Origin of the sequence: Pseudomonas sp. PAMC 29040 (genome assembly GCF_003994535.1) — a bacterium.
Taxonomy (GTDB): domain Bacteria; phylum Pseudomonadota; class Gammaproteobacteria; order Pseudomonadales; family Pseudomonadaceae; genus Aquipseudomonas; species Aquipseudomonas paraversuta.
This window is the reverse complement of sequence record NZ_RZAA01000004.1, coordinates 60,205-72,901: the sequence shown is the minus strand read 5'-3', so window position 1 is coordinate 72,901 and position 12,697 is coordinate 60,205. Positions and strand designations below refer to the sequence as shown.

12 protein-coding genes are annotated in these 12,697 nt (G+C 58.1%); 9 read left to right on the top strand and 3 right to left on the bottom strand.

The genetic code is table 11. The features are described from left to right. The first annotated feature begins 31 nt into the window (after positions 1-31). The 6 genes from WG29040_RS08095 (at position 32) to WG29040_RS08070 (ending at position 6,953) form a co-directional block, all read left to right on the top strand. The gene (locus tag WG29040_RS08095) at positions 32-1,330 is read left to right on the top strand and encodes an ABC transporter substrate-binding protein (RefSeq protein WP_003440702.1); all 1,299 of its coding nucleotides are present in this window, start codon (positions 32-34) and stop codon (positions 1,328-1,330) included. 106 nt (positions 1,331-1,436) lie between these two features. Then, positions 1,437-2,345 (top strand): carbohydrate ABC transporter permease, encoded by a 909-nt coding sequence (locus WG29040_RS08090; RefSeq protein ID WP_003440704.1) that lies wholly within the window; start codon positions 1,437-1,439, stop codon positions 2,343-2,345. Continuing rightward, on the top strand, positions 2,338-3,183 hold the full coding sequence (locus WG29040_RS08085; protein WP_127195981.1) for a carbohydrate ABC transporter permease: 846 nt from the start codon (positions 2,338-2,340) through the stop codon (positions 3,181-3,183). Before WG29040_RS08090 ends, WG29040_RS08085 begins: the two co-directional genes overlap by 8 nt. A gap of 2 nt (positions 3,184-3,185) precedes the next feature. Further along, positions 3,186-4,346: an ABC transporter ATP-binding protein gene (locus WG29040_RS08080; protein ID WP_003440708.1), complete on the top strand. Its 1,161-nt coding sequence runs from the start codon at positions 3,186-3,188 to the stop codon at positions 4,344-4,346. Between the two features lie 174 nt (positions 4,347-4,520). Then, complete coding sequence (locus WG29040_RS08075) at positions 4,521-5,870, top strand: carbohydrate porin (protein ID WP_003440710.1); 1,350 nt, start codon at positions 4,521-4,523, stop codon at positions 5,868-5,870. Between the two features lie 210 nt (positions 5,871-6,080). Beyond that, a complete protein-coding gene (locus WG29040_RS08070; protein ID WP_127195980.1) occupies positions 6,081-6,953 on the top strand; it encodes a D-hexose-6-phosphate mutarotase in 873 nt (290 codons plus the stop codon). A gap of 41 nt (positions 6,954-6,994) precedes the next feature. Here WG29040_RS08070 and WG29040_RS08065 read toward each other — a convergent pair whose 3' ends face one another. Further along, a complete protein-coding gene (locus tag WG29040_RS08065) occupies positions 6,995-7,855 on the bottom strand; it encodes a MurR/RpiR family transcriptional regulator (protein WP_177412960.1) in 861 nt (286 codons plus the stop codon). Between the two features lie 208 nt (positions 7,856-8,063). Between WG29040_RS08065 and zwf the strand changes: the two genes are divergently transcribed. The 3 genes from zwf to WG29040_RS08050 are packed head-to-tail and all read left to right on the top strand — an operon-like array spanning position 8,064 to position 10,916. Beyond that, positions 8,064-9,533, top strand: a complete 1,470-nt coding sequence (zwf, locus tag WG29040_RS08060; RefSeq protein ID WP_127195979.1) for a glucose-6-phosphate dehydrogenase — start codon at positions 8,064-8,066, stop codon at positions 9,531-9,533. Further along, positions 9,520-10,233 carry a 6-phosphogluconolactonase gene (pgl, locus tag WG29040_RS08055; protein ID WP_003440717.1) on the top strand — a complete coding sequence of 238 codons (714 nt, stop codon included), beginning with the start codon at positions 9,520-9,522 and terminating at the stop codon, positions 10,231-10,233. Before zwf ends, pgl begins: the two co-directional genes overlap by 14 nt. After that, complete coding sequence (locus tag WG29040_RS08050) at positions 10,230-10,916, top strand: bifunctional 4-hydroxy-2-oxoglutarate aldolase/2-dehydro-3-deoxy-phosphogluconate aldolase (RefSeq protein WP_177412956.1); 687 nt, start codon at positions 10,230-10,232, stop codon at positions 10,914-10,916. The genes pgl and WG29040_RS08050 overlap by 4 nt, the downstream gene beginning before the upstream one ends. Before the next feature lie 155 nt (positions 10,917-11,071). Here WG29040_RS08050 and WG29040_RS08045 read toward each other — a convergent pair whose 3' ends face one another. Together WG29040_RS08045 and WG29040_RS08040 are read right to left on the bottom strand one after the other, a co-directional pair. Next, complete coding sequence (locus tag WG29040_RS08045) at positions 11,072-12,259, bottom strand: aminotransferase class V-fold PLP-dependent enzyme (RefSeq protein WP_127195978.1); 1,188 nt, start codon at positions 12,257-12,259, stop codon at positions 11,072-11,074. 12 nt (positions 12,260-12,271) lie between these two features. Then, the gene (locus tag WG29040_RS08040; protein WP_019693207.1) at positions 12,272-12,508 is read right to left on the bottom strand and encodes a DUF3820 family protein; all 237 of its coding nucleotides are present in this window, start codon (positions 12,506-12,508) and stop codon (positions 12,272-12,274) included. Positions 12,509-12,697: the final 189 nt, after the last annotated feature.

The window sequence follows — 12,697 nt, the reverse complement described above, 5'->3', positions numbered from 1 at the left end:
GCCCAGCTATAACAACAAGAAAGGACATCTCATGAATTCACTCAGTCGCCTCGCCGTTTCCATCTCTCTCGCCTGTGCATTTCCCCTGACAACCTATGCCGCCGACGCACCTGCCGATTCCAAAGGCACGGTCGAAGTGGTGCACTGGTGGACCTCGGGCGGTGAAAAAGCGGCCGTTGATGTCCTCAAGGCCCAGGTCGAAAAAGACGGCTTCACCTGGAAAGACGGCGCAGTCGCCGGCGGTGGCGGAGCCACGGCCATGACCGTACTGAAAAGCCGTGCTGTCGCCGGCAACCCGCCAGGCATGGCTCAGATCAAAGGCCCCGACATCCAGGAGTGGGCCTCCACGGGCTTGCTCGACACTGAAGTCCTGAAGGACGTTGCCAAAGAAGAGAAGTGGGACAGCCTGCTCGACAAGAAAGTCTCCGATACCGTGAAATACGAAGGCAATTACGTGGCCGTGCCGGTGAACATCCACCGGGTCAACTGGCTGTGGATCAACCCTGAAGTGTTCAAGAAAGCCGGTATCGAAAAAGCCCCTGCCACCCTCGAAGAATTCTATGCCGCGGGCGACAAGCTCAAGGCTGCCGGTTTCATTCCGCTCGCCCACGGTGGCCAGCCTTGGCAGGACAGCACTGTGTTCGAAGCCGTGGTGCTCTCGGTCATGGGGGTCGATGGCTACAAGAAGGCACTGGTAGAGCTGGATAACGCCACCCTGACCGGTCCTGAAATGGTCAAGGCGCTGACCGAACTGAAGAAAGTCGCGACCTACATGGACGCAGACGGCAAGGGGCAGGACTGGAACCTGGAAGCGGGCAAGGTCATCAACGGCAAGGCCGGCATGCAGATCATGGGTGACTGGGCCAAGAGCGAGTGGACGGCGGCCAAGAAAGTCGCGGGCAAGGATTATCAGTGCGTGCCTTTCCCGGGTACCGATAAAGCCTTTACCTACAACATCGACTCCCTGGCGGTGTTCAAGCAGAAAGACAAGGGCACGGCGGCGGGTCAGCAGGACATCGCCAAGGTCACCCTGGGGGAAGACTTCCAGAAAGTCTTCAGCATCAACAAAGGCTCGATCCCGGTGCGGATCGACATGCTGAACGACATGGCCAAGTACGGTTTCGATTCTTGCGCCCAGACCGCGGCCAAGGACTTCCTGGCTGATGCCAAAAGCGGTGGCCTGCAGCCGAGCATGGCGCACAACATGGCAACCACGCTGGCGGTGCAGGGCGCATTCTTTGATGTGGTGACCAACTACATCAACGACCCGAAAGCCGACCCGGTTGAAACGGCCAAGAAACTCGGCGCAGCGGTCAAGTCTGCCAAGTAACCCGTAGCGGCAGGTTTCAAGCTGCAAGTCAGAGCACTGTCCTGCTTGTCTTGCAGCTTGAAACTTGTAGCGGGTAACTGCTCTTTCCTTTTTTATGGATTTCCCCATGAGTTCTGTTGCTGCCTTCAGCAAAGCCTCGCCGTTCGATGCACTGCAGCGCTGGCTTCCCAAACTGGTGCTGGCGCCCAGCATGTTCATCGTCCTGGTGGGCTTTTACGGCTATATCCTGTGGACGTTCGTTCTTTCGTTCACCAACTCGACTTTCCTGCCGACCTACAAATGGGTAGGCCTGGCGCAATACGCACGGCTGTTCGACAACGACCGCTGGTGGGTCGCCAGCAAAAACCTGGCGGTATTCGGTGGCATGTTCATCGCCATTACCTTGGTGATTGGCGTGACGCTGGCGGTGTTCCTCGATCAGCGCATCCGGCGTGAAGGCTTCATCCGCACTATTTACCTGTACCCGATGGCGCTCTCGATGATCGTCACCGGTACCGCCTGGAAGTGGTTGCTGAACCCGGGCATGGGCCTGGACAAGCTGCTGCGGGACTGGGGCTGGGAAGGCTTTCGACTGGACTGGCTGATCGATCCCGACCGCGTGGTGTATTGCCTGGTGATTGCGGCAGTGTGGCAAGCCTCGGGTTTTATCATGGCGATGTTCCTCGCCGGCCTGCGCGGGGTCGATCAATCGATCATTCGTGCCGCCCAGATCGATGGCGCGAGTTTGCCGCGGATTTACTGGAAAGTGGTGCTGCCAAGCCTGCGTCCGGTGTTCTTCAGTGCGGTGATGATTCTGGCGCACATTGCGATCAAGAGTTTTGACCTGGTGGCGGCAATGACGGCCGGTGGTCCGGGTTACTCGTCCGACTTGCCTGCGATGTTCATGTATTCCTTCACCTTCAGTCGCGGTCAGATGGGTGTCGGTTCGGCCAGTGCGATTCTGATGCTCGGAGCGATTCTTGCGATCATCGTGCCTTACCTGTATTCCGAGCTGAGGGCCAAGCGTAATGACTAGTCTTGCCGGCAAATCCGCCATCAGCCTGAGCCGCATCGCGATCTACGCGGTGCTGCTCTTCGCTGTACTGCTGTACCTGGTCCCCCTGGTGGTCATGTTGTTGACCAGCTTCAAAACCCCGGAAGACATCAGTACCGGCAACCTGCTGAGCTGGCCCGCCGTGGTCACCGGCATTGGCTGGGTCAAGGCCTGGGCCACGGTCGACGGCTACTTCTGGAACTCGATCAAGATCACCGTCCCGGCGGTACTGGTCTCCACCGCCATCGGCGCGCTCAACGGCTACGTGTTGTCGATGTGGCGTTTTCGCGGTTCGCAGTTGTTCTTCGGCCTGCTGCTGTTCGGCTGCTTCCTGCCGTTCCAGACGGTGTTGCTGCCAGCCTCGTTCACCCTCGGCAAAATGGGTCTGGCCAGCACCACCACCGGCCTGGTGTTTGTGCACATTGTTTACGGCCTGGCGTTTACTACACTGTTTTTCCGCAATTACTACGTCAGCATTCCCGACGCACTGGTTAAGGCGGCGCGTCTGGATGGCGCGGGTTTCTTTACGATTTTCCGCATGATCATTCTGCCGATGTCGACCCCGATCATCATGGTCTGCCTGATCTGGCAATTCACGCAGATCTGGAATGACTTCCTGTTCGGCGTGGTGTTCTCCAGTGGTGACTCACAGCCCATTACCGTGGCGCTGAACAACCTGGTCAACACCAGTACCGGGGTCAAGGAATACAACGTGGATATGGCCGCGGCGATGATCGCCGGGCTGCCGACCCTGCTGGTCTATGTGGTCGCAGGCAAGTATTTCGTGCGCGGGCTGACGGCCGGCGCAGTCAAGGGGTAATCATGGCAACGCTTGAACTTCGTAATGTAAACAAGACCTACGGTGCCGGCTTGCCGGACACCCTGAAGAACATCGAACTGTCGATCAAGGAAGGAGAGTTCCTGATCCTGGTGGGGCCTTCCGGGTGTGGCAAGTCGACGCTGATGAACTGCATCGCCGGCCTGGAGAACATCACGGGCGGCGCGATCATGATTGATGATCAGGACGTCAGCGGCTTGAGTCCCAAGGATCGCGACATCGCCATGGTGTTCCAGTCCTATGCGCTGTACCCGACCATGAGTGTGCGCGAGAACATCGAGTTCGGTCTCAAGATCCGCAAGATGCCCCGGGCTGACATCGACGAAGAAGTGGCCCGGGTTGCCAAGTTGTTGCAGATCGAGCATTTGCTCAACCGCAAGCCGGGGCAATTGTCCGGCGGTCAGCAACAGCGTGTGGCAATGGGCCGGGCCCTGGCCCGGCGGCCGAAGATCTATCTGTTCGACGAGCCATTGTCCAACCTCGATGCCAAGTTGCGGGTCGAGATGCGCACCGAAATGAAACTGATGCACCAGCGTCTGAAAACCACCACCGTCTACGTCACCCACGATCAGATCGAGGCCATGACCCTGGGCGACAAGGTGGCGGTCATGAAGGACGGCATCATTCAGCAGTTCGGTACTCCCAAGCAGATCTACAACGATCCGGCCAACCTGTTTGTTGCCAGCTTTATCGGTTCGCCACCGATGAACTTCATTCCGTTGCGCCTGCAGCGCAAGGACGGCCGCCTGCTGGCGCTGCTGGACAGTGGCCAGGCGCGTTGTGAGTTGCCGATGAGCATGGATGACGCCGGTCTGGAAGACCGGGAGGTGATTCTGGGGCTGCGCCCGGAGCAAATCGTGCTGGCCTCGGCCGATGCTGCCGGCATGCCAACCATTCGCGCCGAAGTCCAGGTGACCGAGCCCACAGGTCCGGACACTCTGGTCTTTGTTCAGCTCAATGAGGCCAAGGTCTGCTGTCGTCTGGCGCCCGATGTGGCGCCGCAAGTGGGTGAAACCCTGACCCTGCAATTCGATCCGGCCAAGGTGTTGCTGTTCGATGCCAAAACCGGTGAGCGCCTGGGCACTGCTGCTTCGTTGCCGGTACAGGATCGTGCCGACAACGTCACCCGAATCAAGGGGCGCTGAGTTTCAAAGTGTGGGGGTGTTCATGGAGGAGCCGGGGCCGTCTGAGCTGCAAGCGACCCGCCCCCACAGTTACACAGGGGTAGTGCCGTTGCGGGCATTGGAACGGTCGGGAATTTAAAAGTGGACCGAGTTGGATAAAAACAGTTAATAACAATAAAAGACGAGGATTTAGGGATGAAAAAGCAACACGCAAATACCCGGTTGATCTGCCAGCTGTCAGCCGTCGCCGCGCTGGTGCTTTCTGCCAATGCGATGGCCGACGACGCTTTCAGTGCAGATTCAAAATGGATGACCGGTGATTGGGGCGGTGAGCGGACCAAGCTGATCGAGCAGGGTATCGACATCAAGGCCGATTACGTCGGTGAAGTAGGCGCCAACCTGCATGGCGGCTATAACCACGACAAGACCGCGCGCTACAGCGACCAGTTCGGGCTGGGCGTGGCGCTGGACCTGCAAAAGCTGTGGGGCTGGGATAACACCCAGGCCAAGATCCAGCTCACCAACCGTAATGGTCAGAGCATCTCCAATGACCGTATCGGCGACCCGCGTGCCGGAACCCTGAGCTCCTCCCAGGAAGTCTACGGCCGTGGCCACATGGTTCGTCTGACCCAGTTGTATATCCAGCATCAATTCCTGGACGGCAAACTGGACGTCAAGGCCGGTTACTTCGGTGAAGGCGAAGACTTCAATACCTTCCCGTGCGAATTCCAGAACCTGGCGTTCTGCGGTTCCCAGGTGGGTAACTGGGCCACCAACATCTGGTACAACTGGCCGGTCAGCCAGGCTGCACTGCGGGTGAAATACAACATCACCCCCGAGTTCTATGCGCAGATCGGTGCGTACAACCAGAACCCGTCACAACTTGAGCACGGTAACGGTTTCAAACTCAGCGGCAGCGGGACCAAGGGTACAGTGCTACCGGTCGAACTGGTCTGGTCGCCCAAGGTCAACAACCTGCCGGGCGAATACCGTGTGGGCTACTACAAGAGCACGGCACCTGCGGATGACCTGCGCGAAGACATCAACGGCGCAGATGCTGCGACCACCGGTCAAAGCTACCGTGTGCGCAACAGCAAGCACGGTTACTGGTTTGTGGCCCAGCAGCAACTCACCAGCCACAACGGTGATGCCTCCCGTGGTCTGAATGTTGCAGCCAACGCAACTTTCCACGACAAGGCCACCAACATTGTCGACAACTATCAGTCGCTGATGTTTGTGTACAAAGGTCCGTTCGATGCCCGTCCAAAAGATGACATCGGTATCGGTTTTGCCCGTATCCACGTCAACAGTGATGTGAAGAAAAACGCCGAGCTGGCCAACGAGGCCATTGGTGTCACCGACTATGACAACCCGCTGTACTCACCGCTGCGCTCCACCGAATACAACTACGAACTCAACTACGGCATCCACGTGACCAACTGGCTGACTGTGCGTCCTAACCTGCAGTACATCACTCACCCGGGCGGTGTTGACCAGGTTGATAACGCGTTGGTGGCCGGCCTGAAAATTCAGTCGGTGTTCTAACGTTGTTGCGATAAGCTCCTGTCCTTATGCGCATTTGACGGATAGCCATGGCTATCCGTTTTTTTGTGCAGGAGCTTTCGGGCTTTAGTGAGACCGCGATAGCGGTTTACCCGTCGATATCTTTTCTGGATCTGGCACCTCCTTGCAGGCAGGCCAGCTCCCACAGGTTCTACTAAGGTTTGGGCGACATGATTTTCAGGACTGCGGCACATGCATGAGCATCCGCTTCACCGTTTTTTCAAATCCAGACGCGAGCAGCCGGTCTTCCAGTGGGAGCGCTTTCAGCAGCGTGACATCCTGGTGATTGACCACCCCCATTGTCAGGCCGTGTTCAGCCGTCAGGGTGCGCAACTTCTGCATTTCAAACCCACCGGCCAGAAGCCCTGGTTGTGGTGTGCTGCCAAATGGCCGCAAGTTGGAGCGATCCGTGGTGGCGTGCCTATTTTCTGGCCGTGGTATGGCCGTCATCCAAGCGAAAATGCGTGGCCGTCCCATGGCTGGGCGCGTTTGATCGACTGGAAGTTGCTGGACAGTCATGCAGACGAAGAGGGCGTGAGCCTGCACTGGCGGTTACAGCTGTGCGACTGGCAGGTGGATCTGCATGCGCGACTGGGCGAAGACATGGAGCTGCGCCTGAGCACCGAACATCAGGACGATGAGCCTTGCCAGCTGAGTCAGGCTTTGCGCGCTTACTGGCGGATTGGTGATGTGGCGCAGATAGCGCTGTCCGGTCTTGACGGGGTACAGGGCTACGACCAGCTCAACCGCGAAGTTTGCCAGCAGCAGGGCGAGTTACGGGTTGCGGGCGGTTGTCAGCGGGTGTTCCGGCATGACGGCGAAATGCAGCTCAATGACCACGCCTGGCGGCGGGCGCTGAGCATCGACACCGGCGTCAGTGGCAACACGGTGGTGTGGCATCCGGGCAAGCGGCCGTTACTGGGGGTGAGCTGGAACGAAGTGATGGGGTTTGTGTGTGTCGAGTCCACCAGCGGCGGTACCCACAATCAGACCCTGGCCCCTGGCGAGCAAGCGCATCTGAGTCTGCAGGCCCGGGCCGGTTTGGTGAGTGCCGCACCTCTGTAGGAGCGAGCTGCGGTTGCCTTGAAGCTCGCTCCTGCAGGTGGTCAGTTGAACTCGTCACCCACCGGATAGCGGCTGGCGTTCAGGCTTTCCTTGATTTTTCGCAGGTGTGGCTGGAAATCCACGCCGCGGCGCAGGGTCATGCCGGTGGCCAACACGTCCAGTACGGTGAGCTGGATGATGCGCGAGGTCATCGGCATGTAAATGTCGGTGTCTTCAGGCAGCGGAATGTTCAGGCTCAAGGTACTGGCCTTGGCCAGTGGCGAATTCTCTGCGGTCAGTCCCAGTACCGAGGCCCCGTTTGCCCGCGCAATGCGTGCTACCTCTACCAGCTCCCGCGTCCGTCCGGTGTAGGAAATAATCACGAACAGCTCGCCGGTGTGCGCCACTGACGCAATCATGCGCTGCATCAGCACGTCGGCATGGGCAGTGACGGCCAGGTTGAAACGAAAGAACTTGTGCTGTGCATCCAGCGCCACCGGCGCCGAGGCACCCAGGCCAAAGAAGTGAATCTGGCGGGCCTGGATCAGCAAGTCGACGGCGCGGCTGATAAGGTTGGGGTCCAGTGCCTGGCAGGCGCTGTCGAGCGATGCAATTGCACTGCCGAAAATCTTCTGGGTGTAAGCTTCGGGATTGTCGTCGGCCTCAACTGCGCGGCTGACATAGGCGGCGCCGCTGGCCAGACTTTGCGCCAGTTGCAGCTTTAGCTCCGGGTAACCGCTAACCCCGAACGAACGGCAAAACCGGTTAACCGTAGGTTCACTGACGGAAGCCGCCTGGGCGAGCGCCGCAATGCTGAACCGGGTCGCCTGTTGCGGATTCTGCAGGATGATTTCTGCCACTTTGCGCTCGGCCTTGTTCAGGTCTTCGAGGCGGCTTTTGATCTGTTCGAGTAAATTTCGCACGCGGTCCATTTATGTTCCTTGGTTCAGCGATGCAAAGAGCCGGGTTCTAAAGCAGCTCTGGAAGGTGGCCTATCCTACTGGTGGCCTGTTACGACCACTAGCAGGAATCTGTATTTTGAGAAAATGTTGTGTTTATTACTACATTTTTCCTTGAGTGATACCTTGAAAAAAGGTATTTGTAGCTTAACTTGATAAAAGAACAAACATCATGCCTTCGATTACGGTTGAACCGTGCACCTTTGCCTTGTTCGGCGCCCTTGGCGATCTGGCCTTGCGCAAGCTGTTTCCTGCTTTATATCAACTGGATCGTGCCGGCCTGCTGCATGCCGATACGCGCATTTTTGCGCTGGCTCGCGAGCCGGGTGACGCCCTTACGCATCTGGCACACATCGACAGCCAGTTGCGTCAGTACGTTGGTGCCAAGGAAATCGAAGAAGAAGCGCTAGCCCGCTTCCTGGCTCGCTTGAGTTACCTGCATGTGGACTTTCTCAAGACAGAAGATTATTTGCCTCTGGCTGAACAAGCCGGAACGGCCCAGCGCCTGATCGCGTATTTCGCGACGCCGGCGGCGGTGTATGGGGCCATCTGCGAGAACCTGTCCAGGGTCGGTCTGGCTGAAAATACCCGTGTGGTGCTGGAAAAACCCATTGGTTCGGACCTGGACTCATCGCGTAAGGTCAACGATGCCGTCGCGCAGTTCTTCCCCGAGACGCGTATTTACCGCATCGACCACTACCTGGGTAAAGAAACCGTACAAAACCTGATCGCCCTGCGTTTTGCCAACAGCCTGTTCGAAACCCAGTGGAACCAGCGCTACATCTCCCACGTTGAAATCACCGTGGCCGAGAAAGTCGGCATCGAGGGGCGCTGGGGCTATTTCGACAAGGCCGGCCAACTGCGGGACATGATCCAGAATCATCTGTTGCAGCTGTTGTGCCTGATTGCCATGGATCCGCCTGCGGACCTGTCGGCAGACAGCATTCGCGATGAAAAAGTAAAGGTTCTCAAGGCGCTGGCCCCGATCAGCGCCGAAGGTCTCACCACCCAGGTGGTACGTGGCCAATACATCGCCGGTTACAGCGAAGGGCAGTCGGTCCCGGGCTATCTGGAGGAAGAAAACTCCAATACCCAGAGCGACACCGAAACCTTCGTTGCCCTGCGTGCCGACATTCGTAACTGGCGTTGGGCGGGGGTGCCGTTTTATCTGCGCACCGGCAAACGCATGCCGCAAAAACTGTCGCAGATCGTGATCCACTTCAAGGAACCCTCGCACTACATCTTCGCCCCGGAGCAGCGTCTGCAAATCGGCAACAAGCTGATTATTCGCCTGCAGCCGGACGAAGGTATCTCCTTGCGGGTGATGACCAAAGAGCAGGGCCTGGACAAAGGCATGCAACTGCGTAGCGGCCCGTTGCAATTGAATTTTTCCGACACGTACCGCAGTGCGCGGATTCCGGATGCCTACGAGCGTCTGTTACTCGAAGTGATGCGCGGCAACCAGAACCTGTTTGTGCGCAAAGACGAAATTGAAGCGGCATGGAAGTGGTGTGACCAGTTGATCGCCGGCTGGAAAAAGTCTGGTGATGCGCCCAAGCCGTACGCGGCGGGCTCCTGGGGACCGATGAGTTCCATAGCATTGATTACGCGGGACGGGAGGTCTTGGTATGGCGATATCTGATTTGAAGCTGCCTGAAGGGGTCAACGCGCACACCTTCAAGAACCCGGCGATTCTGGCCGAGGAACTGGCAAAAAAAGTGGCCGGGCAATTGAATGCCGCCATTGGCGCGCAAGGCGTTGCCACCCTGGTGGTATCCGGTGGGCGTAGCCCGGTGGCGTTCTTTCAGAGCCTGATCAAGCAACCGGTGGACTGGTCGAAAGTGGTGGTCAGTCTTGCCGATGAGCGCTGGGTCCCGGTGGAGCACGCCGACAGCAACGCCGGCCTGCTCAAAAAGAACCTGCTGCAAGGGCCGGCAGCCAAGGCGCGCTTTGTCGGCTTGTATAACGTGGCGGCCAATCTTGACGCTGCGGCAGAGCAAGCTGACCGCGCATTGGCCGAGTTACCGCCGATTGATGTCCTGATTCTGGGCATGGGCGACGACGGGCACACCGCCTCGCTGTTCCCCGACAGCCCGAATCTGCTTGAAGCCTTGAAAGCGGATGGTGAGCGTCGTTGCTGGCCGATGCTGGCACCGACCGTGCCTCATCAACGCTTGAGCATGAGCCGCAGCCTGCTGGCGAGCGCCAGGAACACGGTGCTGTCGATTCAAGGGCAGGCCAAATTGAATACCCTCAACGAAGCGCTGGCGGGCACTGACATTGCCGCCTTGCCGATTCGTGCCTTTCTGCAACCTACGTTAGAGATTTACTGGTGCCCATGAGCCAAGGATCAGCTGCCATGACAATAAAAACTGCGAACGTATCGATGGCCGATAAAGTCGCCCTGATCGATGAACTGTGTGCCTCGGCGCGAATTCTGCCGGTGATCACCATCGCTCGTGAGCAAGACATTCTGCCGCTGGCCGATGCGCTGGCTGCGGGCGGCCTGACGGCACTTGAAGTGACCTTGCGTTCACAGTTCGGGCTCAAGGCCATTCGTGTTCTGCGCGAGCAACGACCCGAGCTGGTAACAGGGGCGGGCACCGTGCTGGACCGGCACATGCTGGCGGCTGCCGAAGAGGCCGGTTCGCAATTTATTGTCACCCCGGGCATTACCCGTGACCTGCTGGAAGCCAGCGTGGCCAGCGATATCCCGCTGCTGCCGGGTATCAGCAATGCGTCCGGAATTATGGAAGGCTACGGTCTGGGTTACCGTCGATTCAAGCTGTTCCCGGCTGAAGTCAGCGGCGGTGTGGCGGCGATCAAGGCGCTGGGCGGCCCCTTCGGTGAAGTGAAATTCTGCCCGACCGGCGGTGTTAGCCCGGCGAACATTCGCAACTACATGGCATTGAAAAATGTGATGTGTGTGGGCGGTAGCTGGATGCTCGACAGCGAGTGGATCAAGAACGGCGACTGGGCCCGAATCCAGGAATGCACTGCCGAGGCCCTGGCTTTGCTGGATTGACCACCTGTGTAACGAATTTGTTGTGTGTTCTACGGTTTTTGGTGCGCTTGGTCGGCGCACCTTTTTTTTGTCCGCAATTCCCAACGATGAGTCACCTGCAGGAGCGAGCTTGCCTGGCGATCTTTCAAAGATCGCGAGCAAGCTCGCTCCTGCAGTTAGCCCCGGGAAAGCTCGCGCAGTGCCCTGATCAACCTGTTGATGTCATCCAGCGAGGTGGTGAGGCCCACGGTGATGCGAATACAGCTACCGCAGGCTGAACCGCCGCGCACCACGGTGAACAGGTTGTAATCCTTGAGCAGACGATCTGCCATCGGTGTTTGATCCTGCAGGTGGGTGAATCGCAGGGCAGAAATGGCGCATTGCAGACGCGGTTCATCAGGCGTGAGCACTTCGATGCCCGGCATTTTTCGCGCTTCACTCACCCATAGCTCGCGCAGATAGTTCAGGCGTTCGCCTTTGGCCCGGGCGCCACCCAGGTCTTTGTGCTCTTGCAGCACCTTTGGCAGGGTCAGCCATGCCGGAATATTGACCGTGCCATAGGGGGCCCGGTTACGAATATCAGGTTCCGGGTAACGTTGACTGCCCATGTCCGGGCTAATGTCTGCCAGACGCCGCGGGTCGATATACATGACCCCCAGGGTCAGTGGTCCGCCGATCCATTTATGCAGGTTGTAACCGGCAAAGGCCACGCCCAGGGCCTGCAGGTCGAACTCGATCTGGCCAAGCGCATGGGCACCGTCCAGCACCACGTCCACGCCGTGGGCGTTGGCCGCATCGACTATCGCCTGCACCGGCATGACCAGTCCGGTGAGGTGTGTCACGTGGGTCAGCGCCATCAGCTTGATTCGCGGATGACGTGCCAATACCTCACGATAGCTGGCGACCAGGCTGTCATGGCTGGCGGGGTGCTCATGGATTATTTCGATGATCTCAAGCCCGCGCTGCCGGGCCACCCAGCGCATGGCTGACTCGACGCTGGGGTACTCCAGGTCGCTGATCAGCAACTGATCGCCGGGCTGCAAGGCGTTGTAGTTGCGAATCAGCGATTGCAGGGCATCCGAAGCGCAGCGGGTGAGGGCGATGCTGGCGTCTTCAACGCCGAGCAAGCCTGCCAGTTGATGATGGATCTCGATATTCTGCGGACCATCGAATTGCGGGCGCACATGCACCGAGTTCTTGCGGTTGATAAAGTCGATATTGCGCTGGTAGTCCTGGGCAACTCCTCGGGTCATGCGCCCGAAGTAGCCGTTTTCCAGATTGACCGGACCGGCTGCTACGTCGTAGCGCTCGGCGATGCTGTGCCAATAATCTTCGTTGCGGGCGTTCTCTTCGATCCTTGGCATGGGGCAACTCTATCAGTGGCGGGGTTTGGGTTTTCCGTGTTTGGCGCGCAACGGGTCGAGCAGGTCTGACAGACCGTTGTGATCGATTTCCTGCATCAGGGCCAGAAGACCGCCCAATTCGCCGTGTGGAAAGCCTTCTCGGGCAAACCAGTTCAAATACTGGCCCGGCAGGTCGGCAATGATCCGCCCCTTGTATTTGCCGAATGGCATTTCGCGGGTCACCAGCAGTTCGAGTTTTTCGGGGTTCATGCAGCAGCCTTCAGATACGTGATGCAACGAATGATAAATACAGGCATTTTGCATGCAGGCCAATTGACAGATCATGCAAAAAAACCGGATACAGATAGTTATGATTTCTATAACTTTTTGATATATAAGGATTTATTCAAATTCAGCAACTGGCACGGGGTCTGCAAATACTAATGCACGATCCTCAAC

Coding starts and splice junctions, on each gene's coding strand:
- WG29040_RS08095 (WP_003440702.1), top strand. CDS start 32: ATGAATTCACTCAGTCGCCTCGCCGTTTCCATCTCTCTCGCCTGTGCA.
- WG29040_RS08090 (WP_003440704.1), top strand. CDS start 1,437: ATGAGTTCTGTTGCTGCCTTCAGCAAAGCCTCGCCGTTCGATGCACTG.
- WG29040_RS08085 (WP_127195981.1), top strand. CDS start 2,338: ATGACTAGTCTTGCCGGCAAATCCGCCATCAGCCTGAGCCGCATCGCG.
- WG29040_RS08080 (WP_003440708.1), top strand. CDS start 3,186: ATGGCAACGCTTGAACTTCGTAATGTAAACAAGACCTACGGTGCCGGC.
- WG29040_RS08075 (WP_003440710.1), top strand. CDS start 4,521: ATGAAAAAGCAACACGCAAATACCCGGTTGATCTGCCAGCTGTCAGCC.
- WG29040_RS08070 (WP_127195980.1), top strand. CDS start 6,081: ATGCATGAGCATCCGCTTCACCGTTTTTTCAAATCCAGACGCGAGCAG.
- zwf (WP_127195979.1), top strand. CDS start 8,064: ATGCCTTCGATTACGGTTGAACCGTGCACCTTTGCCTTGTTCGGCGCC.
- pgl (WP_003440717.1), top strand. CDS start 9,520: ATGGCGATATCTGATTTGAAGCTGCCTGAAGGGGTCAACGCGCACACC.
- WG29040_RS08050 (WP_177412956.1), top strand. CDS start 10,230: ATGAGCCAAGGATCAGCTGCCATGACAATAAAAACTGCGAACGTATCG.
- WG29040_RS08045 (WP_127195978.1), bottom strand. CDS start 12,259: ATGCCAAGGATCGAAGAGAACGCCCGCAACGAAGATTATTGGCACAGC.
- WG29040_RS08040 (WP_019693207.1), bottom strand. CDS start 12,508: ATGAACCCCGAAAAACTCGAACTGCTGGTGACCCGCGAAATGCCATTC.